30 protein-coding genes are annotated in these 26,911 nt (G+C 69.0%); 9 read left to right on the forward strand and 21 right to left on the reverse strand.

What is annotated here, in order from left to right; genetic code table 11:
• The first annotated feature begins 29 nt into the window (after positions 1 to 29).
• Positions 30 to 1,316 (forward strand): citrate synthase, encoded by a 1,287-nt coding sequence (locus ABZ796_RS05950; RefSeq protein ID WP_357335394.1) that lies wholly within the window; start codon positions 30 to 32, stop codon positions 1,314 to 1,316.
• A 92-nt stretch (positions 1,317 to 1,408) separates the two neighbouring features.
• Positions 1,409 to 2,017, forward strand: a complete 609-nt coding sequence (locus ABZ796_RS05955) for an HAD-IA family hydrolase (protein ID WP_357335396.1) — start codon at positions 1,409 to 1,411, stop codon at positions 2,015 to 2,017.
• Here ABZ796_RS05955 and ABZ796_RS05960 read toward each other — a convergent pair.
• On the reverse strand, positions 2,014 to 3,255 hold the full coding sequence (locus ABZ796_RS05960; protein ID WP_357335398.1) for an MFS transporter: 1,242 nt from the start codon (positions 3,253 to 3,255) through the stop codon (positions 2,014 to 2,016). The genes ABZ796_RS05955 and ABZ796_RS05960 overlap by 4 nt on opposite strands.
• A gap of 72 nt (positions 3,256 to 3,327) precedes the next feature.
• On the opposite strand from ABZ796_RS05960, the gene ABZ796_RS05965 reads away from it, so the two are divergent.
• The 3 genes from ABZ796_RS05965 (at position 3,328) to ABZ796_RS05975 (ending at position 6,217) form a co-directional block, all read left to right on the forward strand.
• Positions 3,328 to 3,888: a MarR family transcriptional regulator gene (locus ABZ796_RS05965; protein ID WP_357335399.1), complete on the forward strand. Its 561-nt coding sequence runs from the start codon at positions 3,328 to 3,330 to the stop codon at positions 3,886 to 3,888.
• A gap of 77 nt (positions 3,889 to 3,965) precedes the next feature.
• Positions 3,966 to 4,871 (forward strand): TIGR03621 family F420-dependent LLM class oxidoreductase, encoded by a 906-nt coding sequence (locus ABZ796_RS05970; protein WP_357335401.1) that lies wholly within the window; start codon positions 3,966 to 3,968, stop codon positions 4,869 to 4,871.
• Positions 4,872 to 4,939: 68 nt separating this feature from the next.
• On the forward strand, positions 4,940 to 6,217 hold the full coding sequence (locus ABZ796_RS05975; RefSeq protein ID WP_357335402.1) for a trypsin-like peptidase domain-containing protein: 1,278 nt from the start codon (positions 4,940 to 4,942) through the stop codon (positions 6,215 to 6,217).
• Between the two features lie 120 nt (positions 6,218 to 6,337).
• Here the strand turns inward: ABZ796_RS05975 and ABZ796_RS05980 are convergent, their stop codons facing one another.
• Together ABZ796_RS05980 and ABZ796_RS05985 are read right to left on the reverse strand one after the other, a co-directional pair.
• Complete coding sequence (locus tag ABZ796_RS05980; RefSeq protein WP_357335403.1) at positions 6,338 to 7,360, reverse strand: GNAT family N-acetyltransferase; 1,023 nt, start codon at positions 7,358 to 7,360, stop codon at positions 6,338 to 6,340.
• Positions 7,357 to 9,054 (reverse strand): ATP-binding cassette domain-containing protein, encoded by a 1,698-nt coding sequence (locus ABZ796_RS05985; RefSeq protein WP_357335404.1) that lies wholly within the window; start codon positions 9,052 to 9,054, stop codon positions 7,357 to 7,359. Before ABZ796_RS05985 ends, ABZ796_RS05980 begins: the two co-directional genes overlap by 4 nt.
• Positions 9,055 to 9,172: 118 nt before the next feature.
• Here ABZ796_RS05985 and ABZ796_RS05990 point away from each other — a divergent pair, with 118 nt between their 5' ends.
• Both ABZ796_RS05990 and ABZ796_RS05995 read left to right on the forward strand, forming a co-directional pair.
• The gene (locus tag ABZ796_RS05990; RefSeq protein WP_357335405.1) at positions 9,173 to 10,087 is read left to right on the forward strand and encodes an alpha/beta hydrolase; all 915 of its coding nucleotides are present in this window, start codon (positions 9,173 to 9,175) and stop codon (positions 10,085 to 10,087) included.
• Positions 10,088 to 10,193: 106 nt separating this feature from the next.
• On the forward strand, positions 10,194 to 11,534 hold the full coding sequence (locus tag ABZ796_RS05995) for a cytochrome P450 (RefSeq protein ID WP_357335406.1): 1,341 nt from the start codon (positions 10,194 to 10,196) through the stop codon (positions 11,532 to 11,534).
• Between the two features lie 199 nt (positions 11,535 to 11,733).
• Here the strand turns inward: ABZ796_RS05995 and ABZ796_RS06000 are convergent, their stop codons facing one another.
• The 3 genes from ABZ796_RS06000 to truA all read right to left on the reverse strand — a co-directional run bounded on the left by ABZ796_RS06000 (position 11,734) and on the right by truA (position 13,649).
• Complete coding sequence (locus ABZ796_RS06000; RefSeq protein ID WP_357335407.1) at positions 11,734 to 12,114, reverse strand: hypothetical protein; 381 nt, start codon at positions 12,112 to 12,114, stop codon at positions 11,734 to 11,736.
• A 76-nt stretch (positions 12,115 to 12,190) separates the two neighbouring features.
• Entirely contained in the window at positions 12,191 to 12,799 is a 609-nt protein-coding gene (locus tag ABZ796_RS06005) for a methyltransferase (RefSeq protein ID WP_357335408.1), read from the reverse strand.
• Positions 12,783 to 13,649, reverse strand: coding sequence for a tRNA pseudouridine(38-40) synthase TruA (truA, locus tag ABZ796_RS06010; RefSeq protein WP_357335409.1), 867 nt, complete (start codon positions 13,647 to 13,649; stop codon positions 12,783 to 12,785). Before truA ends, ABZ796_RS06005 begins: the two co-directional genes overlap by 17 nt.
• 68 nt (positions 13,650 to 13,717) lie before the next feature.
• Between truA and ABZ796_RS06015 the strand changes: the two genes are divergently transcribed.
• The gene (locus ABZ796_RS06015) at positions 13,718 to 14,665 is read left to right on the forward strand and encodes a 2-dehydropantoate 2-reductase (RefSeq protein ID WP_357335410.1); all 948 of its coding nucleotides are present in this window, start codon (positions 13,718 to 13,720) and stop codon (positions 14,663 to 14,665) included.
• Between the two features lie 55 nt (positions 14,666 to 14,720).
• On the forward strand, positions 14,721 to 15,389 hold the full coding sequence (locus ABZ796_RS06020) for a hypothetical protein (RefSeq protein ID WP_357335411.1): 669 nt from the start codon (positions 14,721 to 14,723) through the stop codon (positions 15,387 to 15,389).
• A gap of 76 nt (positions 15,390 to 15,465) precedes the next feature.
• Here the strand turns inward: ABZ796_RS06020 and rplQ are convergent, their stop codons facing one another.
• The 15 genes from rplQ to ABZ796_RS06095 form a co-directional block, all read right to left on the reverse strand.
• Positions 15,466 to 15,999, reverse strand: a complete 534-nt coding sequence (gene rplQ / locus ABZ796_RS06025; protein WP_357335412.1) for a 50S ribosomal protein L17 — start codon at positions 15,997 to 15,999, stop codon at positions 15,466 to 15,468.
• Positions 16,000 to 16,073: 74 nt separating this feature from the next.
• Positions 16,074 to 17,090, reverse strand: a complete 1,017-nt coding sequence (locus tag ABZ796_RS06030) for a DNA-directed RNA polymerase subunit alpha (protein ID WP_008361061.1) — start codon at positions 17,088 to 17,090, stop codon at positions 16,074 to 16,076.
• Positions 17,091 to 17,239: 149 nt separating this feature from the next.
• A complete protein-coding gene (gene rpsD, locus ABZ796_RS06035; RefSeq protein WP_357335413.1) occupies positions 17,240 to 17,848 on the reverse strand; it encodes a 30S ribosomal protein S4 in 609 nt (202 codons plus the stop codon).
• A gap of 34 nt (positions 17,849 to 17,882) precedes the next feature.
• Positions 17,883 to 18,284 carry a 30S ribosomal protein S11 gene (gene rpsK, locus ABZ796_RS06040; protein WP_091052417.1) on the reverse strand — a complete coding sequence of 134 codons (402 nt, stop codon included), beginning with the start codon at positions 18,282 to 18,284 and terminating at the stop codon, positions 17,883 to 17,885.
• A 71-nt stretch (positions 18,285 to 18,355) separates the two neighbouring features.
• Positions 18,356 to 18,733 carry a 30S ribosomal protein S13 gene (gene rpsM, locus ABZ796_RS06045; protein WP_008361056.1) on the reverse strand — a complete coding sequence of 126 codons (378 nt, stop codon included), beginning with the start codon at positions 18,731 to 18,733 and terminating at the stop codon, positions 18,356 to 18,358.
• A 161-nt stretch (positions 18,734 to 18,894) separates the two neighbouring features.
• Positions 18,895 to 19,008: a 50S ribosomal protein L36 gene (rpmJ, locus tag ABZ796_RS06050; RefSeq protein ID WP_008361054.1), complete on the reverse strand. Its 114-nt coding sequence runs from the start codon at positions 19,006 to 19,008 to the stop codon at positions 18,895 to 18,897.
• Between the two features lie 27 nt (positions 19,009 to 19,035).
• Complete coding sequence (infA, locus tag ABZ796_RS06055) at positions 19,036 to 19,257, reverse strand: translation initiation factor IF-1 (RefSeq protein WP_011757309.1); 222 nt, start codon at positions 19,255 to 19,257, stop codon at positions 19,036 to 19,038.
• Between the two features lie 313 nt (positions 19,258 to 19,570).
• Positions 19,571 to 20,824 (reverse strand): styrene monooxygenase/indole monooxygenase family protein, encoded by a 1,254-nt coding sequence (locus tag ABZ796_RS06060; RefSeq protein ID WP_357335414.1) that lies wholly within the window; start codon positions 20,822 to 20,824, stop codon positions 19,571 to 19,573.
• A gap of 34 nt (positions 20,825 to 20,858) precedes the next feature.
• A complete protein-coding gene (locus tag ABZ796_RS06065; RefSeq protein WP_357335415.1) occupies positions 20,859 to 21,449 on the reverse strand; it encodes an ATP/GTP-binding protein in 591 nt (196 codons plus the stop codon).
• Entirely contained in the window at positions 21,427 to 21,774 is a 348-nt protein-coding gene (locus tag ABZ796_RS06070; RefSeq protein WP_355224278.1) for a DUF742 domain-containing protein, read from the reverse strand. Before ABZ796_RS06070 ends, ABZ796_RS06065 begins: the two co-directional genes overlap by 23 nt.
• Positions 21,771 to 22,220 carry a roadblock/LC7 domain-containing protein gene (locus tag ABZ796_RS06075; RefSeq protein ID WP_357335416.1) on the reverse strand — a complete coding sequence of 150 codons (450 nt, stop codon included), beginning with the start codon at positions 22,218 to 22,220 and terminating at the stop codon, positions 21,771 to 21,773. The genes ABZ796_RS06070 and ABZ796_RS06075 overlap by 4 nt, the downstream gene beginning before the upstream one ends.
• Positions 22,221 to 22,249: 29 nt before the next feature.
• Entirely contained in the window at positions 22,250 to 23,536 is a 1,287-nt protein-coding gene (locus ABZ796_RS06080; protein ID WP_357335417.1) for an ATP-binding protein, read from the reverse strand.
• A 331-nt stretch (positions 23,537 to 23,867) separates the two neighbouring features.
• On the reverse strand, positions 23,868 to 24,905 hold the full coding sequence (locus ABZ796_RS06085) for an LLM class flavin-dependent oxidoreductase (protein ID WP_357335418.1): 1,038 nt from the start codon (positions 24,903 to 24,905) through the stop codon (positions 23,868 to 23,870).
• 30 nt (positions 24,906 to 24,935) lie between these two features.
• Complete coding sequence (locus tag ABZ796_RS06090) at positions 24,936 to 26,015, reverse strand: enterochelin esterase domain-containing protein (protein WP_357335419.1); 1,080 nt, start codon at positions 26,013 to 26,015, stop codon at positions 24,936 to 24,938.
• A 270-nt stretch (positions 26,016 to 26,285) separates the two neighbouring features.
• The gene (locus tag ABZ796_RS06095) at positions 26,286 to 26,909 is read right to left on the reverse strand and encodes a 4'-phosphopantetheinyl transferase superfamily protein (protein WP_357335421.1); all 624 of its coding nucleotides are present in this window, start codon (positions 26,907 to 26,909) and stop codon (positions 26,286 to 26,288) included.
• Between the last annotated feature and the right edge of the window lie 2 nt (positions 26,910 to 26,911).

Consider the following 26,911-nt stretch of genomic DNA (forward strand, 5'->3'; position numbering starts at 1 on the left):
CGTTGCTGATCGTGACCGAATCTCTAACAGTGCGTGACAACCGCACCGGGGTGGAGTACGACATCCCGATCACCGACGGCACCATCCGCGCCGCCGACCTGGGGAAGATCAAGGCCGCTGACCCGGCCACCCAAGAAGAAGGTCCTGGCCTGGCCGTCTATGACCCCGGCTTCGTCAACACCGCTTCCTGCCGATCTTCCGTCACCTATATCGACGGTGACAAGGGCGTGCTCGAATATCGCGGCTATCCCATCGAGCAGCTCGCCGAGAAGTCGAGTTTCCTGGAGGTCTCCTATCTCCTGGTCCACGGCGCGCTGCCGACCAAGGAGGAGTACGACGCGTGGGTGCACGAGATCACCTTCCACACGTTCGTGCACGAGAACATCAAGGAGTTCATGCAGGGCTTCCGCTATGACGCCCACCCGATGGGCATGCTCATGGCGTCGGTCGGCGCGATGTCGACGTTCTACCCGGACGCCGCGAACATCTCCGACCCCGACAACCGTCGCCTGCAGATCATCCGGCTGATCGCCAAGATGCCGACGCTGGGCGCATGGGCGTTCCGGCACGCGCAGGGCAAGCCGTACGTCTACCCGGACAACGACCTGTCCTACACCGGCAACTTCCTCTCGATGCTCTTCAAGATGAGCGAGTCGAAGTACGCACCGGACGAGCGCATCGTCAAGGCGCTCGACACCCTCTTCATCCTGCACGCCGACCACGAGCAGAACGCCTCGGCCAACGCCGTCCGCAGCGTGGGCTCGACCCAGGTCGACCCCTACTCCTCGGTGGCTGCCGGCGTCGGCGCCCTCTTCGGCCCGCTCCACGGCGGCGCCAACGAGGCCGTGCTCCGGATGCTGCGCCGCATCGGCAAGGTGGAGAACATCCCCGCCTTCATCGAGGGCGTCAAGGCCGGCAACGAGCGGCTGATGGGCTTCGGTCACCGGGTCTACAAGAACTACGACCCGCGCGCGACGATCATCAAGCAGCAGGCGCTCAACGTCTTCGAGGTCACGGGCACCAACCCGCTGCTCAACATCGCGATGGAGCTGGAGAAGATCGCGCTCGAGGACGAGTACTTCGTCAAGCGCAAGCTCTACCCGAACGTCGACTTCTACTCCGGCCTGATCTACGAGGCCCTGGAGTTCCCGCCGGAGATGTTCACCGTGCTGTTCGCCATCGGGCGTACGCCGGGCTGGCTCTCCCAGTGGCTGGAGCTCGTCCAGGACAAGGAGCAGAAGATCGCCCGTCCGAAGCAGATCTACACCGGCGAGCGCGGACTCACCTTCGTCCCGCGCGACGTGCGCTGGAAGTGAGCGCTTAGCCAGGCTCGAGTCGGCGCAAACCTCCCGGAGCGAAGCGAGGACGGATTTGCGCCGACTCGAGACGAGCAGCGCATAGGAGAGACATGGCTGACGTGGACGGTGTCATCTGGGACTTCGGGAACGTATTGATCCGCTGGGACCCGCTCCCGGCGATCGCGGCGGGGGTCGGTGACGCCGACGCCCGCGCGTTCCTGGGGTCCTACGACTTCCACGCGTGGAACTACGCCCAGGACGCCGGCCGCACCTGGGCTCAGGCACTCACCGCGCTCGAGGGCGACGCACCCCAGTGGCTCAGCGCCGGGGCGGCGTACGTCGACAACTTCCCGCTCGCGCTGCTCGGCCCGGTCCCCGGCACTCACGAGCTGGTCCGCGAGCTCGCCGACGCCGGGGTCGCGCAGCTCGGACTGACCAACTGGTCGGCCGAGCTCTATCCGCATGCTCCGGCGACGTACGACGTGATCGAGCTGCTCGGTGACGTCGTCGTCTCCGGTGAGGTGCGCCTGGCCAAGCCCGATCCGGCGATCTACCAGCTGGTCGCCGAGCGCGCCGGGATGCCGTTGGACCGGCTGGCGTTCATCGACGACAGCGTCGCCAACGTGGCCGCGGCCGCGGCGCTGGGTATGCACGCGATCCAGTTCACCGGAGCCGAGCACCTCCGCACCGACCTGCTCGCGCTCGGCCTTCCGCTCTAGAGGGCCCGCTCGGGGGCGCGCTCCAGACGGCGTACGCCCGCGAAGGAGATCGACAGCAGGGCGCTGCCGGAGATCACCGCGGCGACCACGAACAGCCAGGCGTCGAAACCCACCGCGACGGCGACCGGACCGACGAGCGCGAGCCCCACGGGGCGGGCGACGAACGAGCCGACGATGTCGAAGGAGTAGACCCGGGAGAGCTTCTCCTCGGGGATCTCCTGCTGGATCGCGATCTGCCAGAAGATGTCGAAGACCTGCAGCCCGAAGCCGTGCAGGAACGCGCCGATGAGGATCGGCCAGAGCGTGTCCGAGATGGCCATCGAGATCGGGAAGAGGCCGGTCATCGCCAGGAAGAGCACTCCCACGGAGAGCAGCCGGCGTGGGCGGAACTTCAGGCAGAACAGGCCGCCGACGAAGAACCCGGCCATCAGGGCGGAGAGCGCGAAGCCCCACGACGCCCGGCCGATCCCCTCGCCGACCACGATCGGCCCGAGCACGCTGTGCGCCCCCGACCAGAACAGGTGGTAGAGCAGCGCCTGCAGGATGAGGAACCACAGCCACGAGTGCCGCATCACCTCGCGGAAGCCCTCGGCGAGGTCGCCGAGCATCGAGGCCTTGTGGGGCGGGCGCTCATGGGGCACCCGCATGCCTGCGTAGGCGACGGCGGCGACGGCGAAGGTGAGCGCGTCGACCGTGATCGCCCAGCCGGGGCCGACCGCGGCCACGAGCACACCGCCGAGCGCGTAGCCGATGGTCGACGCGGTGGTCTGGAGCAGCGACCGGAGCGAGACGGCGGCACCCAGCTCCTCCTCGGGCACGACCACCTTGGTCATCGCCATCGCCGAGGGCTGGTTGAGCGCGGCGACGATGCCCGCGAGACCACCCATCACCGCGATCGAGGGGATCGTCGCAACCCCGAGGATGATCGTCGCCGCCAGCGACCCGATCACGACGGCGCTGATCGCGGCTGTGCCCTCCATCATCACCTTGCGCGAGACCCGGTCGCCGAGCACTCCCCCGGCCAGCGTGGTCACGACCTGGCAGGCTGCGAACACGGCCTCGACCAGGCCGAGCTGGACCGCCGAGCCACCCAGGTCGAGCACCGCGAACGCCAGCGCGACCGGCGTGATCGCATTGCCCAGCGACGAGGCGGCCGTCCCGGTCACGAGCCGACGGAAGTTGCGGTGCCTCAGCGGCGAACGCCGCCCGGTCGGCGGGTCGGTGGTAATTGCGGTCATGCGGGAAAGTTACTTCGCCAGCGAACTATTCGCCAACGAATTATCGGCCCGACCGAACGGTAGGGTCGGAGCATGCCCGAGATGCGACCTCCCGCCGAGACGACCGAGGGAGTGCCCGCACGAAGCGCGGACGCCACGGAGGACTGGGCCGACCGTCACGTGGCGAGGTGGCGCGACCACTGGATCGACATCGACTTCGACGACGAGATCGAGGCGATCACGGTGCGGATCGGCTTCATCGCGAAGTTCTTCAACGATGCTCGCGCGACGGCGGTGAGCGAGGTCGGGCTGGCCGACTTCGAGTACAAGACGCTTCACATGCTGATGATCCGCGACACCCCCGGTCACGCCTCGCCGACCGCCCTCGCGAAGGATCTCGACATCAGTCCGGCCGGGATGACGGGCCGGCTCGACAGCATGGAGAAGTCCGGGTGGGTGCGGCGTACGACATCGGCGGAGGACCGCCGCAAGATCAGCGTCGAGGCGACCAAGGCCGGCATCGAGATCTGGCGACGGGCGATGGACCTGCGCGGCGAGGCCGAGACCAGGCTGCTGGAGACGCTGAGCTCGGAGCGTCGTACGGAGCTGGCGGCTCTGCTCAAGCAGCTGACCCTGCGGATGGAGGCCGAGTAGGGACTGCGCGGATCTGCGTACGCCACGGTCGCCGGTGAGCGGATCCACGCACGCCCCGTCAGGGCCAGCCTGGGGGCATGACCACCACACCTGAGACCAGACCCTTCCGCTTCGGCGTCGTCGCGGCCCAGGCACCCACGGGGGCAGCCTGGAGCGACCTCGCCCGCCGCGTCGAGAGCGCGGGCTACGACACGCTCGTCATGCCGGACAACGTGTCCTTCGGCCATGCCGTCTTCCCTGCCCTGGCCGCCGCCGCGGCGGTGACCACGAGGCTGCACGTGGGGACGTACGTCCTGGCCAACGACTTCCGCCATCCCGTCCAGGTCGCCAAGGAGTCGGCGACGCTCTCGGTGCTCTCGGGCGGGCGCTTCGAGCTGGGGCTCGGCGCCGGTCGCCCCGACTCGGCCCGGGAGAACGCGATGCTGGGGCTGGGCTTCGACCGCCCGGGCGTACGCATCGACCGGCTCGTCGAGTCGATCGGCGTCATCAAGCGGCTCCTGGCCGGCGAGACCGTCACGGTCGACGGACCCCACCACCGGGCCACCGAGGCCTCGGTGCTCCCCTACGGGACCGAACCCCAGCAGGTGCCGATCCTCATCGCCGGCGGCGGTCCGCGGATGCTGCGGGTTGCGGGCGAGCACGCCGACATCGCCGCTCTCGGGGTCCCGTTCGACGCCGAGGAGTCGACGGTGCGCACGGCAGTCGATCACGTACGCTCCGCCGACCGCCCCGAGGGCGGCACGCCCGAGCTCAACATGAACCTGATGGCCGTGGGCGACACCGTTCCGCGCTATCTGGCCGGACGGCTCGACCCCGCAGCGCTGGCCGCGAAGGGCGCCATCGGCGTCGTCAGCGGCTCTCGCGAGGAGATGGCCGACCAGATCCGCGAGCGCCGGGAACGGCTGGGCGTCTCCTACGTCGTGGTCGGCGAGGAGCTCATGGAGGCATTCGCCCCGGTCGTCGGCCTGCTCGCCGGGTCCTGAGGCATCTCTTCGAGACCGCATAGCCCCGTCTCAGCCCGTTCACAGGGACACTGGTCACACTCGAAGACATGACCGAACTCCCTCCTCCGCAGCCGAGTGGGACTCCGCCGCAGTGGACTCCCCCGGCTCCCGCCGGCCCCACTCAGCCTCCCGCCGGCCCGTTCGCGCCCCCGCCGGCGCAGACCTCCGTCATGCCGGCCGTGCCCGGCGCCCCCGGCGCCCCGGGCGCCCCCGTCAAGAAGCGCGCCGCGGGCCGCACCGGCCTCGTCGCGGCGGTCCTCGCCGGCGCCCTGGTCGCCGGTGGTGCCGCCGGCGTCGGTGGCGCTGCCGTCTACGGCGCCCTCAACGATGACGGCAGCGGCGGCGGGGCGAACACCCCCGCCACCTCGCAGGTCGTCGACGCGAAGGCCCCCGAGGGCAGCATCGAGAAGGTCTCGGCCAAGGTGCTCCCCTCCGTCGTGAAGATCGAGGTCACCTCCCAGCAGGGCTCCGGCTCGGGCTCCGGGGTCGTCATCTCCTCCGACGGCACGATCCTGACCAACAACCACGTGGTCGAGCTGGCGGCCAACGGTGGCACGGTGACCGTCGACTTCAACGACGGTACGAAGGCCTCCGCCGAGGTCCTCGGGACCGACCCGCTCACCGACACCGCCGTGATCAAGGCGAAGGGCGTCTCCGACCTCACGCCGATCACGATCGGCAAGTCCTCCAACCTCACCGTCGGCCAGAGCGTCGTGGCGATCGGCTCCCCGTTCGGGCTCGACTCCACGGTGACCACCGGCATCGTCAGCGCCCTCGACCGCCCGGTCAACGTCGGCGTCGACCAGAGCGGCGCGGCCACCGTCTACCCCGCGGTGCAGACCGACGCGGCGATCAACCCCGGCAACTCCGGTGGCGCGCTCGTCGACCTCAACGGCAACCTCGTCGGCATCAACGCCTCGATCCGCTCCGGCGGCGCGACCAGCGAGGACGCGGGCTCGATCGGCATCGGGTTCGCCATCCCGATCGACGAGATCCAGCCGATCGTCGAGCAGCTCGAGAAGGGCGAGCAGGCCACCCACGCGCAGTTCGGCATCTCGGTCTCCGACGCTCCCCAGGCCCAGAGCGGCCAGACCTCGGTCACCGGGGCGCAGGTCCAGGAGGTCGGCAACGGCAGCACCGCCGAGAAGGCCGGCCTGGAGAAGGGCGACATCATCACCAAGGTCGACGACCACGTCATCACCGGATCGGACTCCCTCGTGGCGACCGTCCGCTCCTACCGCCCCGATGACAAGGTCGACGTCAGCTGGTCACGCAACGGCGAGGAGCAGACCGCGAAGGTCACCCTGGACTCCGACGCCTCCTGATCTCCCCGCAAGGGCGCTGGGCCCCGCAGGGACTCAGCGCCGCGGGGTGCCAACATCCGAGCGCCTCATACCCGCCTTCCGAGCCGGGGATGGGGCGCTCGAGCATGGTCCGGCTCGGGCTCAGGAGACCTGCTTCTGGATGCTGCACAGCCACTCGACCGGCTCGAAGCCCATGGCCTCGTTGACCTGAATCATGTGGGCGTTGACCTCGGCGTTGTACGTCGTCAGGGTCGGGACCTCGGGCCGCTCGGCCTGGAGCAGCCGGAGGTTGGCGACCTTCACCGCCAGCCCGAGCCGGTGGCCCCGGTGGGCCGCCTCGACCAGGGTGCCCCACTGATAGCTGTTGCCGTCCAGGCTCGAGTAGCCGATCACCGTGTAGGCGACCACGCGGCCACCGGCGTCCAGCGCCACCGAGTGGTAGAGGGTGCGCTTCTGGGCCGCGACCAGCTCCTCGGTCTCGCGCACCCTCGCCACGTCGGGCTCAGGCGCCTCGACGTCGAGGTCGCCGGTCGGCGCCTCGGTCTCCAGGCTGGCGTCGAGCACCGCCCAGCTCTCGACGATGTCGTCGGGCACCCGGCCGACCCAGGACCGCAGCGTGTAGTCGCCATGCTTCTCGGCGGCCTCCGCCGCCAACCGGTCGAGGACGTGGTCCGGCACCGGGAGCCGCAGCAGGCGGCGTACCTCCACCAGGGCGGGCGCATAGCCCCGGGCGATCCCGAAGTCCCGCCCCGGCGATCCCTTACCACCGGAGCCGAGCGACCAGGGCCACCAGACCTCCCCCGTCAACGACGTACGCCCCTGGGCGCGGGCCTCCGCCTCGACATGGTCGAGCAGCCCGGCGCCATGGCCCCGGCGCCGGTGGGCCGGGAGCACCGCCACCACGAGCGTCGCGCGGTGGAGGTTGTCGAGCAGCGGCATGGCCATCCAGGCAGCCGCGACGACCTCTCCCCCGACGCGCCCGACGTAGGCGCGTCGGTCGGTCTTCTCGCTCTGCTGCTGCAGCTCGACGCGCTGCTCCTCACGCGCCCACAGATCCGCGTCGGGGCCGCGTACGTCGAGCCACGACGCGGTCATCACGTCGTACCACGCGTCGAAGACGTCGTCGTCGAACGGGTCGACGCGCTCGATCACCAGCTCGCTCATCGCGACCTCTCCACTCTGGTCTCGTCCCAGACCGGTTCCGGGGACTCGTAGACGTCACCGTTGGCGCCATAGACCAGGAAGCGGTCGAAGCCACGGGCGAACCAGCGGTCGTGGGTGACCGCGATGACGGTGCCCTCGAACGACTCCAGCCCCGCCTCGAGGGCCTCGGCGGACTGGACGTCGAGGTTGTCGGTCGGCTCGTCGAGCAGCAGCAACGTCGCGCCCGAGAGCTCGAGCAGGAGGATCTGGAAGCGCGCCTGCTGCCCTCCCGAGAGCGAGTCGAAGTTCTGCTCCGCCGCGTGCGCGAGCTCGTAGCGGTCGAGCACCCGCGAGGCAGCCTCGCGCCCCATGCCCGCGCGTCCACGCCCGTCAGGCGTTGCCTCACCGCGGTGCAGGATGTCGAGCAACGTACGCCCCACCAGCTCCGGATGGGCATGGGTCTGCACGAACCAGCCCGGCCGTACGCGGGCGCCGAGCTTGGCCGTCCCCTGGTGGCGAACCGGGTCGATGGGGGTGTCCTCGACCGGGCGGTGCTCCACGTCCGGGTCGGTGCCGCCGCGGGCGAGCAGCCGCAGAAAGTGGGACTTGCCCGAGCCGTTGGAGCCCAGCACGGCGACCCGCTCGCCGTACCAGACCTCCAGGTCGAACGGGTTCATCAGTCCGGTGAGCTCGAGCGCCTCGCAGACCACCGCACGCTTGCCGGTGCGCCCGCCGCGCAGCCGCATCTGCACCGCCTGCTCTCGTGGCTGCTCGACGGGCGGGCCGGCCTCCTCGAACTTCCGGAGCCGGGTCTGGGCCGCCTTGTACTGGCTGGACATCCCGTCGTTGTATTCAGACTTGACCTTCAGCCGCAGGACCAGCGCCTTGATCTTGGCGTGCTCCTCGTCCCAGCGACGGCGCTGCTCCTCGAATCGCAGGAACCGGTCTTTGCGGGCCTCGTGGTAGGAGGCGAACCCACCAGGGTGCGTCCACGTGCTGTTGCCGGCCCCGGACGCGCCGAGCTCGACCGTGACCACCCTGGTCGCGGTGTTGTCCAGCAGCTCACGGTCGTGGCTGACGTAGAGGATCGTCTTCGGGGACTCCCGGATGCGCTCCTCGAGCCAGATCTTGCCAGGCACGTCGAGGAAGTTGTCGGGCTCGTCGAGCAGGAGGACCTGGTCGGGGCCGCGGAGGAGATACTCCAGGACGAGGCGCTTCTGCTCGCCGCCGGACAGCGTGTCCAGCGAGCGGTAGCGAGCGCGGTCGTAGGGCACGCCGAGCCCGGCCATGGTGCACACGTCCCAGACGACCTCGATGTCGTAGCCGCCGGCGTCGGCGTACTCGGCCAGCGCGGTCGCGTAGCGCATCTGCAGCCGCTCGTCCTCCGACGACATCAGCTCCAGCTCGCACGCCTCCACCGCCGCCGTCGCCTCGCGCACCCGCACGGGCGCGACCGAGAGCAGCAGCTCACCGACGGTCGAGGAGCCCTTGCCGACCATCTGCCGCATCACCCCCAGGCCGCCGGAGCGTGCGACGGATCCGGCCGTCGGGGTCAGCTCACCGGTGACGATCCTGAGCAGCGTCGTCTTCCCGGCGCCGTTGGCGCCGACCAGCGCGACCTTCGCCCCCTCGCCCACCCGGAAGGAGACGTCGTCGAGCAGCACTCGTCCGTCCGGCAGCTGGAACCTCACTCCAGCAACGTCCACATGTCCCACAGCCGTCCAGTCTGGCACCCGTGTCGAATGGTTATTACCGGACGGGTTCGATCCAGCGGTCCCATCAGCAGAACGTGACGCTCGACACATTTTGGCAATTAACGATATGACTGTCGCCATGCCTCCGCTCGACAGCCAGATCGCTGACCTGCTCACCCTCTTCGCGAAGGGCCAGCCCCTGGAGTCCTTCGACCCACCGACGGCACGAGCGCTCTACCGCGCGCTGGGCGAGGGCATCCCGCTTCCACCTGTCGGATCGGTGGAGAGCTCGGTGATCCCAGGGCCGGCCGGCGACCTGGACGTACGCATCTACCGGCCCACCACGCAGGGGCCGCTGCCCACGATCGTGATGTTCCACGGCGGCGGCTGGGTGGTCGGCGACCTCGACACCCACGAGGACCAGGCCCGCAACCTCGCCACGATCTGCGACGCCGTGGTCGTCGCGGTCGACTACCGGCTCGCCCCCGAGAACCCGTTCCCCGCCGCCTACGACGACGCGCTGGCCGCGGCTCGCTGGGTCAGCGACAACGCCGCCACGCTCGGCGGTGACGGCCGGGTCGCGGTCGCCGGTGACAGCGCCGGCGGAAACCTGTCGGCCGTGGTCGCGCAGGTCTTCCGCGACGAGGGGCGCGAGCTCGCCGCCCAGCTGCTGATCTACCCGGCGACCGACATGACCAGCGGCTACCCGTCCTACGCGGAGAACGGCCACGGCTACTTCCTCGAGCTGCCGACGATGAAGTGGTTCTCCGACAACTACGTCGGCGACGCGGATCGCGCCGACCCCCGGCTGAGCCCGATCAAGGGCCGCCTGGAGGGCCTGGCACCGGCGGTCGTGGTCACCGCGGAGTTCGACCCGCTGCGCGACGAGGGCATCGCGTACGCCAAGGCGCTGGAGAGCTCGGGGGTCCCCACGACCTACCACCACTGCGACGGCCTCATCCACGGCTTCTTCGCGATGGGCCACCACTCGCAGGCCGCGCAGCTGGCGATCGAGGAGACGTGCGCGCTGTTCAGGACCGTCCTCCACGGGTGATCCCGGGGCGCTCCTGAAGGGCGATCCTGAGGGGTGATCCAAGACACAACCTCAAACCAGGGTTATTCCTGATGACCGGCGTTTGGCGATGGTCCAGACTGGCCGCATGTCGATTGCTGCCCAGGTGCGTCCCCTTGTATGGGCGATGACGCGACCGCTGACCGAGCGTGCCCGCAAGCTTGCCCTGCAGTTCGCGATGCGAGGCAAGGAGTCGCCGATCCCCGACATCACCACGCTGCGCAAGATCCCCGAGCATCTGACCTTCCCGCTGCGCCGTGACGGCCTCGACCCGGTCCCGATGCTCGCCGAGAGCCGCGAGCAGGCGCCGGTCACCAAGCTGGGCTCGGTGCTCGGCCTCGACATCGTGCTGGTCACCGGGCATGCCGAGTCCAAGCACGTCCTGGCCGACCGGCACGCCTACTCCAACGACATGCGCCACCTGCTCGGCACCCGCAAGCGCACCGACGCCGAGGGCATCGGCGGCCTCGGCATGACCGACCCGCCCGATCACACCAAGCTCCGCGGGCTGCTGACCCCCGAGTTCACGATGCGCCGCCTCGGCCGCCTCAACGAGATGATCGACCGGATCGTCACCGACGCCCTCGACGACATGGAGGCCAACGGCCCCGAGGTCGACCTGGTCCAGCACTTCGGCTTCGAGATCCCGTTCCGGGTGATCTGTGAGCTCCTGGGCATGCCCGAGGACGTACGCGACGAGTTCCACAAGCTCGGCATGGCCCGTTTCGACCTCTCAGAGGGCGGTGCCGGCGCGTTCGGTGCGGCCACCGAGACCAGGACGTTCCTCATCGAGCAGGTCCGTCAGCAGCGCGCCGAGCCCGGCGACGGCATGATCGGCGAGATCATCCGCAACAAGGGCTCGGAGTACGACGACGTCGAGCTCGGCGGTCTCGCCGACGGTGTCTTCCTCGGCGGCTACGAGACCTCTGCCTCCATGCTCTCCATGGGCGCCTACGTCCTGATGCAGAACCGGGAGGCGTACGAGATCCTGCGCTCGGGCGACCGCGCTGAGGTCGACAAGGTCGTCGAGGAGCTGCTCCGCTACCTGTGCCCGGTGCAGCTGGCGTTCCCGCGGTTCGCCCGCGAGGACCACGACCTCTTCGGTCTGCCGGTCAAGAAGGGCGCTGTCGTCCTGGTCAGCCTCACCGGCGCCAACCGGGACCCCGCGGTGATGCCGAAGCCGGAGCAGTTCGACCTCCGCAACGCCGACACCATGCACTTCGCCTTCGGTCACGGCATGCACCGCTGCGTCGGCGCCGAGCTGGCCCGCATGGAGCTCCGCGCGGCACTGACCGGCCTCGCCCGCCGCTTCCCCGACCTGGCGATGGCCACCGACGACCCCGGCGACCTCGGCTGGCGCGACCTCTCGGTCGTCTACAGCCTCGACCGGCTCCCGGTCCGGCTGGCCAAGAACCCGGTCCCCGCCTGACCCGACCCCCGCCGAGTCGGCGCATCTTGACACGAAATCCCGCCGAGTCGGCTCGTTATGACGAGCCGACTCGGCGGAGTTCGGGTCAGGCCGGGTACGCCGGCGCCTAGGACTTAGCATGACCGAGCCACTCGCGCACGGATGCTCGAGTGCGCTGACTCGATCGTGTCGGCTGACCTATCGGTCCCAGACTGAGCGCTCAGCCGTCGCGGCGCTCAGGCGCCGGCTCCTCGCTGATCGCCACGGCGATCCAGGGCGCCAAGACGTACGCCGGGATCGCCAGCAGCGGCAGGCTCGTCATCGGGGTCGCGATGATCACGAACGCGGCCCCGGTGCAGAACCGACCCAGGCCGGCGCGCATGCTCAGGTACGCCCCGACGGCCGGCCCGATCAGGCCCACGACGAGCATCACCGGCACGCTCACCAGCCGCGACAGCTCGATCCCGGAGCTCGTGACGGCAAGGTAGACAGGCAGCACCGTCACCAGGCTCAGCAGCGCGGCGGCGCCCCAGGCCTGGTAGGAGCGGGCCAGGCGCTGACGGTTGCTCAGCGCGGGGGTGGTCATCGCGGGACTGGTCATGGACGGAGTCTGGCAGCGCACCCCGCGCGATCAGCAGTGAGACGCGCGAGAGGGCGGAAACCGACACCTGGACCGTTCAGGAACGGCGCGTCTCGAGGACACGGAAGCCCTTGGCGCTGGCGATGCGGGTGGTGGGGTAGCCCTGCTCGCCGAGCCAGCGCTGGAGCGAGTCGCCGCCGAGGTTCTTGCCGACGACCATGACCGCGCGGCCGCCGGGGGCCAGACGCGGGAGCCAGGTGAGCAGGAGCTCATGGAGGGCCTGCTTGCCGATCCGGATCGGCGGGTTGCTCCAGATCTCGTCGTACGTCATCCCCGGGTCGATCTCGGCCGGAACCGCCGCGCGATACCGGTCGCCGAGCCCGAGGGAGGCGGCGTTCTCGTTGGCCAGCAGGACGGCGCGCTCGTTGACGTCGACCCCGGTGACCTGCGCGGACGGCGCGGCCAAGGCGCAGGCGAGCCCGATGATCCCGTAGCCGCAGCCCATGTCGAGGATGCGCCCACCGGCCGGCGGGTCGGTCTCCCGGAACAGCACCGCGGTACCGACATCGAGCCGCCCCTTGGCGAAGACGCCCGATCCCGAGACCAGCGAGAGATCCAGGTCCCACACGGTCGTGGTGACGGGGATCCGCTCGAAGGGCACCGACGGGTCGGCGGAGAAGTAGTGCTCGTCATCGGTCCCGGTCAAGCTCGTGCTCTCCTCGTCGGTTCATGGTGCGCTCGTGCTGGGCCGCCAGCATGTCGTCGGGCGGATAGGCGACCTCTTCGAGGGTCAGGCCGTTGGCCGGCGCGATCGGGATCGACGAGGACCGCGAGCGCGAGGCCAGCGACTCCTTGGCCCAGCTGACGTCCTTGCGGCCCTCGCCGATCACCATCAGGCACCCGACCAGCGAGCGCACCATGGAGTGACAGAAGGCGTCGGCGAGGACGGTCGCCTCGATGATCCCGTCGGGGCGCCGGTCCCAGCTGAGCCGGCGCAGCTCGCGGATCGTGGTCGCGCCCTCGCGCGGCTTGCAGAAGGACGCGAAGTCGTTGAGCCCGACGAGGTCGGCGGAGGCGACGTTCATCAGCGACAGGTCGAGCGGCCGGGTCCGGTAGAGCACGTGCCCGCGCTGCAGCGGGTCGACATACGCCGGGTCGTCCACGATCCGGTAGACGTAGCGTCGCCACAGCGCCGAGAACCGGGCGTTGAAGCCCACCGGCGCCTCGACGGCGGCCCGAACGCGCAGGTCGGCGGGGAGGATCCCGTTCAACCGGCGCACCAGCGAGTCGAGCGGCGACTGTTCGGAGCGTCCACGCGAGGACTCGAGCACCTCGGCGTCGATGTCGAAGTGCGCCACCTGTCCGCGGGCGTGCACACCCGAGTCCGTGCGCCCGGCGACCGTCACCCACACCTGGGACCGCTCCCCCGTCGCCGGCACCCGCAGCGCGGTCGCCAGCGCGTCCTGGAGCACTCCCTGGACCGTACGCAGCCCCGGCTGGGTCGCCCAGCCGTGGAACATGGTGCCGTCGTAGGCGAGGTCGATCCTGATACGCACGTCACTCATTGTCCCAGCAACCCCCGCCCCGAGCGGAATGCGCGAGGACGCTTTGCCACACTTTGTCCATGAACTATGTGATCTTCGGAGCGGGCGCGGTCGGCGGCGTCGTGGGCGGTCTGCTGCACCGGGCAGGGGTCGAGGTCACCCTCGTGGCCCGCGGCGAGCACCTCCGCGCGATCCAGGAAACCGGCCTCACCCTCGACACCCCCGGCGGCGTGCTCACCCTCGACGTCCCCGCCGCGGAGGACGCGAGCCAGGTCGCCTGGACCGAGGACACCGTCGCGCTCCTCAGCGTCAAGGGCCAGCAGACCGAGGCGGCGCTCGAGGGCCTGGCAGCGTACGCCCCGCCGGAGACCCCGATCGTCTCCCTGCAGAACGGCGTCGCGAACGAGCCGCGGATCCTGCGGCGCTTCGCCCGGACGTACGCCATCCACGTCATCCTCCCGGCCACCTTCCTCACCCCGGGCACCGTCGTCCAGGACTCCGGCGACAAGCCCGGCATCCTCGACATCGGCCGCTACCCCAGCGGCGTCGACGAGACCAGCAGCGCGATCGCGAACGACCTGGTCAAGGCAGGGTTCCTGAGCGAGCCGCGCGCGGACATCATGGCCTGGAAGTACCGCAAGCTCCTCAACAACCTCGGCAACGGCATCAACGCCGCGATCGCCCCCGGCCCCAGCGACGAGGAGATCTACGCTCGCTGCCTGGTCGAGGCCGAGGCTGCTCTGGCTGCCGCCGGCATCAGCGTCGTGACCGCCGAGGAGGACCGGGCCCGACGGGTCGGCCACATCACCGGACGCGGCCGCGCCAACAACAGCTCGACCTGGCAGAGCCTCAGCCGCGGCACCGGCGTCGAGATCGACTACCTCTCCGGAGAGATCGTGCTGCTCGGTCGCCTCCACGGCGTCCCGACGCCGGCCAACGAGGCCATCCAGCGCGCGGTCCACGACATCGCCCGCACCGGTGCCGAGCCCGGCAGCATCGACGGCGCCGACTTCCTGGCGGGGATCTGACGGCCGCGCCCGAATGGGGTGGTCACCCGGCAGCGGATCGGGCAGTGTGCCTGGCATGAGCCATGCCGCGCCGCCTCCGCCGTCGCCGTTCCCGCCGACCCACGTCGCCGGGGCTACTCCTCGATCGCTCAAGGGCACCACCGTCGTCGTGATCGTGACGGTGGTGATCCTGCAGCTGGCGATCGCGCTGGTCGGCCTCGTCCTGACGTACGTCCTGGACGGCTCGGCGGCCAGCATGACGCTCACCACGGTCGCGACCATCCTGCTCAACGCGCTGCTGTACGCCGTGGTGGCAGCGGGCGCGGCGTACATCGCCCGCACTCCGACGGCCCGGCTCCTGGGCATCGTGCTGCCGATGCTCTCCTGGCTGTTGAGCTCCGGGCTCTGGTACGGCCTGCCCCAGCTGCTCGACTTCTACAACGCGGCCATCGCCGGTCTTCTCGGACCGCTGTTCCTCGTGATGGTCCTGGCCGGCTGGGGATGCGCCGCCTGGACCGGCCGCCGTTGGCTGATCGGACTCCCCATCACCTACCTCCTGCTCATCGGCGTGCAGGTGTCCCTGTCGCTCACGTTGACGCCGGACGTGTCCATCGACAACATCGCGGTGATGCTGATCGTGTCCGCATTCACCACGCTCGCGACGACGCTGGTCCTGGTCCTCGGCGGGGTCGTCTGCTGGCTGCTCGCGCAGACAGAGCAGACCGAGCAGGCCGCCGGGCAGTGACGGTCGGGAGATGACAGTCAGGAGATGACTGTGGCCCGCCACCCTCGCGGGTGACGGGCCACGGTTCAGAACCAGATCAGGCCTTGGCCTCGTCCTCGGTGGTCTCCGCAGCGGGAGTCTCCTCGGCAGCAACCTCGGTCTCGGTGGTCTCCTCGGCAGCGGTCTCCTCGACCGGCGCCTCCTCGACCTTCTCCTCAGCCGGGGCGGCAACCGGAGCCGCGGCAGCCGGAGCAGCCTTGGTCTTCGGCTCGTAGGCCTCGTTGACGAGCTCGATCACAGCCATCGGAGCGTTGTCGCCCTTACGAGGACCGATCTTGGTGATCCGGGTGTAGCCACCCGGACGCTCCGCGAACTGCTCGGCGATCTCGGTGAAGAGGGTGTGCACGACGGACTTGTCGCGGATGGTCTTGAGGACCTCGCGACGGTTGTGCAGGTCACCCTTCTTGGCCTTGGTGATCAGCTTCTCCGCGACGGGGCGGAGGTGCCGGGCCTTGGCCTCGGTGGTGGTGATGCGGCCGTTCTCGAACAGCGCGGTGGCGAGGTTCGAGAGGATCAGCTTCTGGTGCGCGGGCGAACCGCCGAAACGGGCACCCTTCTTCGGGGTAGGCATCGTGCCTGCTCCTTCTCTCCGGCCGTGTCAGGTACCGGGGTAGACGCCCCTCACGGGGCGGTTTTGGTGGAAACTCAGTACTGCTCGTCCTCGACGAACGCGTCGTCGTCATCGTCGCCGTAGGCGGCGAGAGCGGCAGACGGGTCGAAGCCCGGAGCGCTGTCCTTGAGGGACAGGCCCATCTCGTGCAGCTTCAGCTTGACCTCGTCGATCGACTTGGCGCCGAAGTTGCGGATGTCGAGCAGGTCCTGCTCCGAGCGCGAGATGAGCTCACCCACGGTGTGGATGCCTTCACGCTTGAGGCAGTTGTAGGAGCGAACGGTCAGCTGCAGGTCCTCGACCGGGAGGGCGAGGTCGGCGGCGAGCTGCTCGTCGACCGGCGACGGGCCGATGTCGATGCCCTCGGCGTCGACGTTCAGCTCGCGGGCCAGACCGAAGAGCTCGACCAGGGTCTTACCGGCCGAGGCGATCGCGTCGCGGGGAGCGATCGACGGCTTGGTCTCGACGTCGATGACCAGCTTGTCGAAGTCCGTGCGCTGCTCGACACGGGTGGCCTCGACCTTGTAGCTGACCTTGAGGACCGGCGAGTAGATCGAGTCGACCGGGATGCGGCCGATCTCGTTCTCGGCGCCCTTGTTCTGCACGGCGGAGACGTAGCCACGGCCACGCTCGACGACGAGCTCGAGCTCGATCTTGCCCTTGTCGGACAGCGTCGCAATCTTCAGGTCAGGGTTGTGCACCTCGACACCGGCCGGCGGCGCGATGTCGGCAGCGGTGACGTCACCGGCACCGGACTTGCGCAGGTACATGGTGACGGGCTCGTCGTGCTCGGAGGAGACGACCAGACCCTTGAGGTTGAGGATGATCTCGGTGACATCCTCCTTGACGCCCTCGATGGTCGAGAACTCGTGGAGAACACCGTCGATCTTGATCGAGGTGACCGAGGCACCGGGGATCGAGGAGAGCAGGGTGCGGCGAAGAGAGTTGCCCAGCGTGTAACCGAAGCCCGGCTCGAGGGGCTCGATCACGAAGCGGGAGCGGAACTCCTCGACGGACTCTTCCGACAGGGTGGGGCGCTGTGCGATAAGCACTGATTTGTCCTTTCCGGGCCGACCGCTATTTGACGGACCCGAACTTCAAGGGGTGATGACGGAAGGCTGTGGGGCTGGCAAGGCCCCGGCGTACGACTTCGTATGAAGTTGAACGCCGGGGACTCACCGTGGTTACTGCTGAGGGTTGATCAGAGCTTCGAGTAGTACTCGACGATCAGCTGCTCCTGGACCGGGACGTCGATCTGCGCCCGGACCGGAAGCTGGTGGATCAGGATGCGCATGCGCGACGGCACGGCCTCGATCCACGCGGGGACGACGCGCTCGCCGTGGGTCTCGCGAGCCACGATGAACGGGGTCATCTCAAGGGACTTCTCGCGAACGTCGATGACGTCGTGAGCGGAGACCTGGAACGAAGGCACGTTGACCTTCTTGCCGTTGACCAGGAAGTGGCCGTGGACGACCAGCTGGCGGGCCTGGCGGCGGGTGCGGGCGAAGCCGGCGCGGTAGACGACGTTGTCCAGGCGACCCTCGAGGAGCACCAGGAGGTTGTCGCCGGTCTTGCCACCGCGGCGGTGGGCCTCGGCGTAGTAGGAGGCGAACTGCTTCTCCATCACGCCGTACGTGAAGCGAGCCTTCTGCTTCTCACGAAGCTGGAGGAGGTACTCGCTCTCCTTGATGCGGCCGCGGCCGTGCTGGCCGGGAGGGTAGGGGCGCTTCTCGAACGCCGCGTCGTTGCCGACAAGGTCGACACCGAGACGGCGCGACTTGCGGGTCATGGGTCCGGTGTAACGGGCCATTACTCTTCAGTCTCCTTCTATGTCTCGGTGGGGATCAAACGCGGCGGCGCTTGGGCGGACGGCAGCCGTTGTGCGGAGCCGGCGTGACGTCCTGGATGGTGCCGACCTCGAGGCCGATCGCACCCAGGGAACGGATCGCGGTCTCGCGGCCCGAGCCCGGGCCCTTCACGAAGACGTCGATCTTCTTCATGCCGTGGTCCATCGCGCGGCGGCCAGCGGCCTCGGCGGCCATCTGCGCGGCGAACGGGGTGGACTTACGCGAGCCCTTGAAACCGACGGTGCCGGCCGAGGCCCACGAGATCACCGCACCGGTCGGGTCGGTGATCGTGACGATCGTGTTGTTGAACGTGCTCTTGATGTGGGCCTCGCCCTGAGCGACGTTCTTCTTCTCCTTGCGACGAACCTTCGTCGCCCCCTGACGGGTCTTCGGAGGCATGCATTAACTCCTGTGTTGGCTGGTCTGTGAGATCGAGGCGAAAGCCGGATCAACGCGCAGGGCGCGTCGGATCACTTGGCCTTCTTCTTGCCGGCGACGGTGCGCTTCGGGCCCTTGCGGGTGCGCGCGTTGGTCTTGGTGCGCTGACCGCGGACCGGAAGGCCCTGACGGTGGCGGCGACCCTGGTAGCTGCCGATCTCGATCTTGCGACGGATGTCAGCCTGGACCTCACGACGGAGGTCACCCTCGGTCTGGATGCCCTGGGCCTCGATCTCGTCGCGGAGCTTGACCAGCTCGTCCTCGGCCAGAGCGTGCACCCGGGTGTTCGGGTTGACGCCGGTGGCCTCGAGGAGCTTCTGCGAGGTGGTACGGCCGATGCCGTAGATGTAGGTGAGAGCGATCTCCACGCGCTTGTCGCGCGGAAGGTCAACACCTTGGAGGCGTGCCATTATGTTCCTTCTGGTTGCGTCAGAGGTGTCGGTCGGGTCGCGTCCCGGGGTGGCACCCTCGGGCTCCGGCCTCTGCTCCGGAGGTGAGTTCGGACCCAGAAAGATCTGGCACAGCGTCCTAGCGACTCGATGAAGTATTCAGTTGTGCTGCGAGCTGGGACTCAGCCCTGGCGCTGCTTGTGGCGCGGGTTCTCGCAGATCACCATGACGCGGCCGTGGCGACGGATCACCTTGCACTTGTCACAGATCTTCTTCACGCTCGGGTTGACCTTCATGTCAGCCCTTTCTTGATCGTCGGCTGGTTACTTGTACCGGTAGACGATCCGACCGCGCGTCAGGTCGTAGGGAGAAAGCTCCACCACCACGCGGTCCTCGGGGAGGATCCGGATGTAGTGCTGCCGCATCTTGCCGCTGATGTGGGCGAGAACCTTGTGTCCGTTGCTCAGCTCCACACGGAACATGGCGTTGGGGAGGGCCTCCACTACGGTGCCCTCGATCTCGATCACGCCTTCTTTCTTCGGCATGCCCTCTGCAATCTGTTGGTCGGTCATCTACCGTTCAAACCACGGATCGGATGACCCGCGGGCGGTCCGGGAACCTCTCCGAGAGTTCGGAGTGGACCTCGTGAAGCCATCTGCATGTCTCACCCGCGAGCGCACAGAAGCGCGCTGACCGGGCAGCCGCGAGGCACGACGAGACAGACCCACGTTGGACCGACTACCAAGCGTAGACCCCTAGAACAGGAATGCCCTAATCGTCAAGCCGCCACATCCGTAGAGCAATGCGAAGAATACGGACGTGGCGGCTTGAACCTTTGGGTCGCTCGCTGACGCTCGCTCAGGCCCTGGTGGCCGCGTCCGCCTGAGCGACCTCCGCGACGTACGCGAGCGCGGCCTCCGGGTCGCCGAGGAACGGGCCGAGATCCTCGGGGTGCGGGAACAGCCGGGTGAACCGGTCCGCCACCGCCTGGTGCTGCGTGGCCGCGCCGAGCACCTGCTGCACGTGGTCGGGAAGCGGGTTGAGCAGCGCGTCGGTCAGGCCGGTCGAGTGCTGGGCACGGGTCTCCCAGAAGGTCTCGAAGGTCTCCTGCATCCATGCCGGGTCGAACGGCCGGTCGCCGCGCTCCAGGATCGCCTGGGTGTAGATCCCCGCGCAGTGGGCGGCGTTGTTGGAGCCCTGGCCCGCGATCGGGTCGTTGACCACGACGACGTCGCCCATGCCGAAGACGAAGGTGCCGTCCGCCACCTCGGCGTACGGCTTGCGGATCGTGCCGGTGAAGGCGCCCGAGAGCGAGGCGCGGGCGTCGGTGGGCTCGCAGTCACGCATCAGCTCACCCTCCCACGGCATGTGCTCGAGCATCACGTGCTGCAGCCGGCGCAGGTGCTCGTCGGGGCGGGGGTGGTCCCAGAAGCAGTCGAAGGGGCCGTCGGGGATCGCCTCGACGAACGCGACCCGGCTCGGCCCGAACTGGGTCAGGGCGCTGATCACGAACAGCTCCCCCACACCGGGCGCGACGTTGATCCGCATGCTTCCGGCGGGGAAGTCGTCGGGCTCGACCATGCCGTGGAGGTAGATGGCCGAGAGCGCCCGTCCGGGGGTGTCGTACTTGGACCGGACCGGGTCGCGGTCGAACAGCTCGACGAGCTCGCCCTTGCCGGCCGCGATCAGGGTCAGCTCGTACATCGAGGCCAGGCCGGCCAGGTCGGAGGTCATCACCGGGTGGTAGATGATCCGGCCGCCCCGGTCCTCGAACAGCTCCAGCCAGGAGGACATCTTCAGGCGCTGGTCGATGGACATGGCGTACGGCTCCCAGGGGCCGTCGAACTTGAGCGCGCGAACCCCGGGCTCCGGGCTGACCGAGATGCCGACCGCAGGGATGCGGGGCGCCTCGTCCTCCCACAGGTTGAGGTCGTAGACACGCTCGTAGGCAAGGGCAGGGTCGAACATGACCTGCGTCGACATCGGCCAGCCGTCGCGCAGCTCGTCGGGCGTACGCGCGGACATGACCGTCACCTCGTAGCCCTCGGCCTGGAGGCTGAGAGCGAGCTGCATGCCCGCCTGTCCGGCGCCGACGATCAGGATCTTGCGCAATGAAACTCCTTCGGAGTTGGGGGCGCCTCCGGGCTCAGGCGCGTGTGGGGGTGGTTTTCATCGTGTGCGAGAGGCAGGCGACCAACGTCTTGGCCGTCGACCTGCGGTCGCGGGCGTCCACGGTCACCAGTGGCGTCCGCTCGTCGAGGCAGAGCGCGTCGCGCACCTTCTCCAGGGAGTGGGTCAGCTTCCCGTCGAACAGGTTGACCGCCACGATGAACGGCACGTCGGTGTCGTTCTCGAAGTAGTTGACCGCCGGGAAGGACGCGTCGAGCTGGCGGGTGTCGACGAGTACGACGGCACCGCTGGCGCCGCGGCACAGGTCGTCCCACATCGGCCAGAACCGGGGCTGACCCGGGGTGCCGAACAGGTAGAGCAGCAGGTCGGGAGCGAGGGTGACCCGGCCGAAGTCCATCGCGACCGTGGTGGTCGTCTTGGCGCTCGAGTCCGAGAGCGGGTCCAGCGACTCACCGGCCTGCGTCATCCATGCCTCGGTGTTGACCGGCGGGATCTCCGAGACCGAGGAGACCAGGGTCGACTTCCCGACGCCGAACCCTCCCGCGATCACGAGCTTTGCAGAGGTGACGGTCAGTGCCGGGCGGTCAGCCGAGCTCGGAAAGGCCATCGATAACTCTCTTCAACAGACGGTGGTCGAACGGGGAGTCGTAGGCCCCCTCATTGATCTGCAGGTGCTCGGTCGAGGCAAGATCCTCGAGCAGCACTCGCGTCACCCCGAGCGAGATCCCGCAGTGTGCGGACAGCTCCGCGACCGACTGTGGCCCGAGACGTACGCGGTCGTAGAGCCTGCGCGACTCGGGCGTCAGCTTCGCGGCCGCGCGCGCGTCGAAGTGGGCCGCGGAGACCAGCGTGTGCACGTACAGCTGGTGGTTGGTCTTGGTGCGGCCGCCGGTGAGCACGTAGGGACGTACCCACGGGTTCTGCTGACTCACATTCTCTCCCCGGCCATCGAGCTGACCGTCATCTGACGCAGCTCGTCGCGCATCTGCGGGGTGAGTACGTGGCCGACTGCGTCGACCATCTGGGCCATCTTGTGGGCGACGACGCCCAGGTTCGCACCGGCACCGACGAGGACGGCGAAGCCCGCGAGGTCACCGATGCCCATGAAGAGGAAGTGTCCGGTGTGGAACTTCAGCATCACCTGGTCACAGCCGGGCTCGCCCACCTCACGCGCGATGTTGTTGCCGAGGCTGATCACTCCGGCCGTCATCGCGGCGAGCGGGTCGGCGACGTTGGCGGACATGCCGCCAGCACCGATCAGCGGGAGTCCGTCGGAGGAGACGATGAGCGCATGGGTCACACCGGGGGTGGAGCTGGCGAAGTTGTCGATCAGCCAGCTGAATTCCTTGGGGTCGCGGGGGACGACCGGGCTTTCCATTACGAAAGGGTTCCTTTCACTGCTGGGTCTTAGCTACCAAGGGAGAACGCGTCGAGATCGTCGGCGAAGGAGTGCCGGGCCGACGACTGGTCCTCGGGCGAGGACTCCTCCGTCTGCGGTCCAACAGCTGCTTCGGGCACGGTCTGCTTGCTGCGCAGGCTGACCGGCTCCCGGCGCGGGAGCGCGCCCGACTCTACTGGGCCGCTCTGGTCGGCGGACATGGAGGCCTCGTTCGTCTCATCCGTCCCATCCATCTCACCGAAGAGCGGGATCGACGTCTTCATCGTGTCGGTGGAGAGGTCTGGCGACGGCTGCTCGCTGGGCGCCGGTGCGAACTGGGCCGCCGACTGCTGCGCAACCGGCTGTTGACCGGTCTGTGGCGCAGCCTGTTGCTCGGCCCGTGGCACGGGCCGGCGGACGGGCTCGAGCGAGGCCGGTCGCATCTCCGGCTGAGCAGGCCGGGCTACCGGCTGCGGCGCGGACTGGGGCACCGCCTGAGGCGCGGACCGGGGTCCCCGCCGCCGCGGAGCGGGAGGCAGCACCGCGACGCTGCTCGCGCTCGAGGTCCGCGGCAGCTCGGCAGGCTCGAGCGGCGTGACCGGCAGCTCGCAGAGGAGCTGGGCCGGCACCGTCACCATCGCGATCATCCCGTTGCCCGGGGCGGGGCGGGTGGCGAGGCGTACGTCGATGTCGTACTTGCGGGCGATCCGGTGCACCACCGGGAACCCGGTGTGGCTCCCGGACTTGCTGACCAGCTCCACGATCGGGCCCGCCAGCAGCGCGTTGAGGCGGCCCACCGACCGCTCCGGGATGCCGATGCCGGTGTCCTCGATACGGAACAGCACGTCGCCGGCGTCGGCGAGGTGGACGTTGATCGTCACCGCACCCGGGGAGTACTTCGTCGCGTTGTCCAGCAGCGCGGCGATCAGGCACGAGACGTCGTCGGCGGCGTAGCCGATGATGGCAAGGTCGCTCACCCGGCCGATCGTCACCTGGTTGTAGCGCTCGATGCCCGACATCGCCATCCGGATGATGTCCAGCAGCGAGGTGTCGATGCCACCCATCTCGTCCTCGGCGCGGTCGGCGAGCGTACGCAGGTCGCGACTCGCGCGCCGCATGCGGGTGACGGCGTGGTCGACCTCGTAGAGCTTCTTCAACCGATCGGGGTCGTCCTCGTCGGCCTCGAGCCCGTCGAGCGAGAGCCGCATCTGCTCGGCCAGGCTGATCAGGTGGAGGCCGAACTGCTCCATGATCTCGGGCCAGGCCTCGTCCTCGTCCTCCTGGAGAGGCGGTGGCGTGGAGGAGATCTGTGGCATGGCGGGGTTCGTGTTCGATGGCACCGGAGAAAAGGGCACGGCCTGCCCCCCGGTCGGAGGGAATGAGCGAGCAAGACCCGGATCTGACTGCTCAGCGAGCGTCGCAGTCTGGGGCCCCCGGCGCTTCAACAAGCGCAGGCTCCAGCGTGTCATGAGGCGGCACTTTCAAATGTGGAGAAGGAAACAGAGCGGTGAACAGACTGGCACAACCGGTGCGCGAGCGTAGCGATACGCACCCAGAACCAGACAGTGTCCTAGGTCCCTCGTCCCAAGTGGCTCAGGCGCGCCGTCACCTCGCGACGAGGTGGCCCGATCCTAGCGGCCGCCCAAATCAGTCGGCCAGCAGGCGCAGGGTCTCCTCACGGGCCGGCGCGGTGCGCGGGTCCGTCCCCTCGTACGCCGACCCGACCGGGTTCACCATGACCTCGTCCACGCCGTACTCCTCGGCCATCCCGGCCAGGCGCGCCTTCGCGTACGCCGCGGAGCCGATGATCCAACGGCTCCGCATCGTGTCGACGAGCACCTGGTGGGCCTCGGGGATCTCGGTCTTCTCGGCCTCGTCGATGCTGGGCTGCGCGGTCAGCGGCTGACCGGTGCGCAGCTTCAGCATGGTCAGCAGCTGGGGCAGCGCCCGGCGGTCGGCCTCCTCGGCGGTCTCGGCCACGCTCGCGTTCACGGTCAGGAAAGTCTTCGGCTCGCCGAGGAGCTCGGAGGGCTGGAAGGTCGAGCGGTAGAGCTCGATCATCGCCTTGGTGTCGGTGCCGTTGCCCGCGAAGTGGTGGGCGAAGACGTAGGGCAGGCCCTTCTCGGCAGCCAGACGCGCCGAGTAGTCGGAGGAGCCGAGCAGCCAGAGCTCGGCGACCGACGCTGCCGACGGGGTCGCGTGCAGGACGTGCTGGCGGCCGCCGGCCATCAGCCCGACGCCCTCCGGCGCCATCATCGCGACGATGTTGTCGAGGTACTCCGGGAAGCGGTTGACCGCATCATCGGTGACGCCGCCGGCGCCGTGGCGCAGCGCCCAGGAGGTGACCGGGTCGGTCCCCGGGGCACGACCGATGCCTAGGTCGATCCGTCCCGGGAACGCCGCCTCGAGCAGCGAGAACTGCTCGGCCACCACCAGCGGTGCGTGGTTGGGCAGCATCACTCCCCCGGACCCGACCCGGATCCGTTCGGTCGCACCGGCCACCAGTGAGATCAGCACCGGCGGGTTGGTCGACCCGACCGCCGGCATGTTGTGGTGCTCGGCAAGCCAGTAGCGCTCGTACCCGAGCTCGTCGGCCACCTTCGCCAATGACAGCGTCGCGGCGAGGGCATCTGCGGAGGACTGGTCCTTACGGACCGGGACGAGGTCGAGAACACTCAGCTTCACGTGAAGTCTCAACCCCCTCCCGGCCGTCGCTTATTCCGGCGGCAGCAGCGCGCGCAGTCCGTCGGCGACCGCCGAGCGCCACCAGGCGTAGTCGTGGCCACCGTTGTGCTCGGCGGAGGTGACGTCGATCCCAGCGGCACGGAGGCGGTCGACGAGGTCGTGGTGGAGCTCGTCGAGGACCCACTCCTGGGTGCCGTGTGCCAGATGCACGCGGGTCTTCGCCTCGGCCGTGACCGCGTCGGCGAGGTCGTCGAGCCACAGCGAGGCCGACTGGCTGGCGACACCGTGGATGTGCCCGGGATAGGTCAGTCCGGCACGGAGCGCGGTGACGCCGCCGAGGCTCTGGCCCACGACGTAGGTCTCCTCGGAGACGGCGCGACGCTCACGCACCCACGGCAGCAGCTGGTTGACGATGTAGTCGGCGCCCTCGCCACCGGCGAGCTCCTCCCAGCGCTTGTCGCGGCCGCCGGAGGCGGGCAGGACGCAGCGTACGTGGCGGAGGTGACCGTCGGCGATCAGGTTGTCGAGCGTGGTCGGCAGCGAGTGGTGGTCGGTCCAGATCTCACCGTCGAGGGCGACCACGAGCGGCAGGTCGACGTTGAGACCGGCGCCGGCGGGATCGTAGAGCCACACGTCGCGGCCGTCGGGGCCCGCCTCGAGCGTCACCGTGCCGGCGACGACGTCGTCACGGCGGAACAGCCACGGCTGCAGCGGAGCGTCGGGCAAGGAGACGACCGACTGCTTGACGCCCTGCCGGTTGTGGCACCAGTCGGGGTTGAGCGGGTCGAGGTAGCCGCGGTGCAGCACGGCGCGCAGCTCGACCTGCCCGCCGCTCTCCCACGGGGCCGGCTCGCCGGGGTGCTTGCACAGGAAGGAGTAGGAGGCCCGCCAGTCGCCCTTCATCAGGAACGATGCGTGCCACAGGTCGGTGCCCGCCTTCCGCTCGAGCATCGTCTCGGCGAGATGACGCTCGTCGGTCAGCCGGTTGGCGAAGAGGAGCACCTCTTCGGCCTCGTCATCGCGCCAGCAGAACGTGACGATCACCTCGCCCCCACCGGCACCCGTCTCCTCTACAAGCGGGAGCGAGGTGGCGATCTGGTCCCAGAACATGTCGATGTCCTCGGGACTGAGGCGGTCGACGATCGCGCTTCGCGTCCGTGCTGATGGATTGGGTCGCGCCGCCGTTGGGGGTCGCAACTGCGTACTCATCCGGTTCTTCCTCCCGAGTACGGGGCTCTCTCTGTCCCCGCGGGCTGACCAAGTTACTCACAGTCGGGGCCTCACGCGAGATGCCGAGGTCCCTTTCTCTGTCAACTGATAGGTGATGTCGCATATCCGCCAGTCAAAGGTGTGGATAAGCGGGATTCGTTCAGTTTCCGATCAGCTTTCGGTCCACATGTCGGCACAGATCGCGACGGCGCCGAGGAATCCGGAGCCCTCCCACTGGGTGAGCCGGACTGCTCCCACCCGGTCCGCCGGGGCGTCGCCGGACGGGTCGCCGGCGAGGACGTCGAGGCGCTGCGCGGCCGCCATGCTGCCGTGCCCGGCCTTGACCAGAGCCTCCTTGCGCACCCACAACCGCGTGAACGCGTACGCAGCGTCCTCCTGCCCCGCCACCCAGGCCGCCTCGCGCCTGGAGAGCGCCCGGTCAGGACCGCGAGAGACCTTCTCCACATCGATGCCGCAGCCTCGGCCGGCGGCGACCGCGGCGACCTGGCCGCGGGTGTGACTGAGGCTCACCCGGACCGCTGCGGCATCGGCCACCGACGGCGCTCCGTGCTCGGAGCTGCCGCAGCGAGCACAACGCTGCTCGATCACGATCTCCTCGCGCGAGGTGCCCAGCAGCTCCGCAGCGCACTCGCGGACGAGGACGTGCGCGGCGACGTACGCCCGCTTGTCGGCCTCGGCGACCAGCCGCTCGTGACGCGCCCGCTCCCCAGCGGTGAGCAGCCCGAGGTCGGCGTCGACCTCGGCCATCGGCGCGAACCGCACGATCTGAGTCATCG

The sequence above is a fragment of the Nocardioides sp. NPDC047086 genome, assembly GCF_040643685.1.
GTDB lineage: Bacteria > Actinomycetota > Actinomycetes > Propionibacteriales > Nocardioidaceae > Nocardioides.

Coding starts and splice junctions, on each gene's coding strand:
- ABZ796_RS05955 (WP_357335396.1), top strand. CDS start 1,409: ATGGCTGACGTGGACGGTGTCATCTGGGACTTCGGGAACGTATTGATC.
- ABZ796_RS05960 (WP_357335398.1), bottom strand. CDS start 3,255: ATGACCGCAATTACCACCGACCCGCCGACCGGGCGGCGTTCGCCGCTG.
- ABZ796_RS05965 (WP_357335399.1), top strand. CDS start 3,328: ATGCCCGAGATGCGACCTCCCGCCGAGACGACCGAGGGAGTGCCCGCA.
- ABZ796_RS05970 (WP_357335401.1), top strand. CDS start 3,966: ATGACCACCACACCTGAGACCAGACCCTTCCGCTTCGGCGTCGTCGCG.
- ABZ796_RS05975 (WP_357335402.1), top strand. CDS start 4,940: ATGACCGAACTCCCTCCTCCGCAGCCGAGTGGGACTCCGCCGCAGTGG.
- ABZ796_RS05980 (WP_357335403.1), bottom strand. CDS start 7,360: ATGAGCGAGCTGGTGATCGAGCGCGTCGACCCGTTCGACGACGACGTC.
- ABZ796_RS05990 (WP_357335405.1), top strand. CDS start 9,173: ATGCCTCCGCTCGACAGCCAGATCGCTGACCTGCTCACCCTCTTCGCG.
- ABZ796_RS05995 (WP_357335406.1), top strand. CDS start 10,194: ATGTCGATTGCTGCCCAGGTGCGTCCCCTTGTATGGGCGATGACGCGA.
- ABZ796_RS06000 (WP_357335407.1), bottom strand. CDS start 12,114: ATGACCAGTCCCGCGATGACCACCCCCGCGCTGAGCAACCGTCAGCGC.
- ABZ796_RS06015 (WP_357335410.1), top strand. CDS start 13,718: ATGAACTATGTGATCTTCGGAGCGGGCGCGGTCGGCGGCGTCGTGGGC.
- ABZ796_RS06020 (WP_357335411.1), top strand. CDS start 14,721: ATGAGCCATGCCGCGCCGCCTCCGCCGTCGCCGTTCCCGCCGACCCAC.
- rplQ (WP_357335412.1), bottom strand. CDS start 15,999: ATGCCTACCCCGAAGAAGGGTGCCCGTTTCGGCGGTTCGCCCGCGCAC.
- rpsD (WP_357335413.1), bottom strand. CDS start 17,848: ATGGCCCGTTACACCGGACCCATGACCCGCAAGTCGCGCCGTCTCGGT.
- rpsK (WP_091052417.1), bottom strand. CDS start 18,284: ATGCCTCCGAAGACCCGTCAGGGGGCGACGAAGGTTCGTCGCAAGGAG.
- rpsM (WP_008361056.1), bottom strand. CDS start 18,733: ATGGCACGCCTCCAAGGTGTTGACCTTCCGCGCGACAAGCGCGTGGAG.
- rpmJ (WP_008361054.1), bottom strand. CDS start 19,008: ATGAAGGTCAACCCGAGCGTGAAGAAGATCTGTGACAAGTGCAAGGTG.
- infA (WP_011757309.1), bottom strand. CDS start 19,257: ATGCCGAAGAAAGAAGGCGTGATCGAGATCGAGGGCACCGTAGTGGAG.
- ABZ796_RS06065 (WP_357335415.1), bottom strand. CDS start 21,449: ATGGCCTTTCCGAGCTCGGCTGACCGCCCGGCACTGACCGTCACCTCT.
- ABZ796_RS06075 (WP_357335416.1), bottom strand. CDS start 22,220: ATGGAAAGCCCGGTCGTCCCCCGCGACCCCAAGGAATTCAGCTGGCTG.
- ABZ796_RS06080 (WP_357335417.1), bottom strand. CDS start 23,536: ATGCCACAGATCTCCTCCACGCCACCGCCTCTCCAGGAGGACGAGGAC.
- ABZ796_RS06090 (WP_357335419.1), bottom strand. CDS start 26,015: ATGTTCTGGGACCAGATCGCCACCTCGCTCCCGCTTGTAGAGGAGACG.
- ABZ796_RS06095 (WP_357335421.1), bottom strand. CDS start 26,909: ATGACTCAGATCGTGCGGTTCGCGCCGATGGCCGAGGTCGACGCCGAC.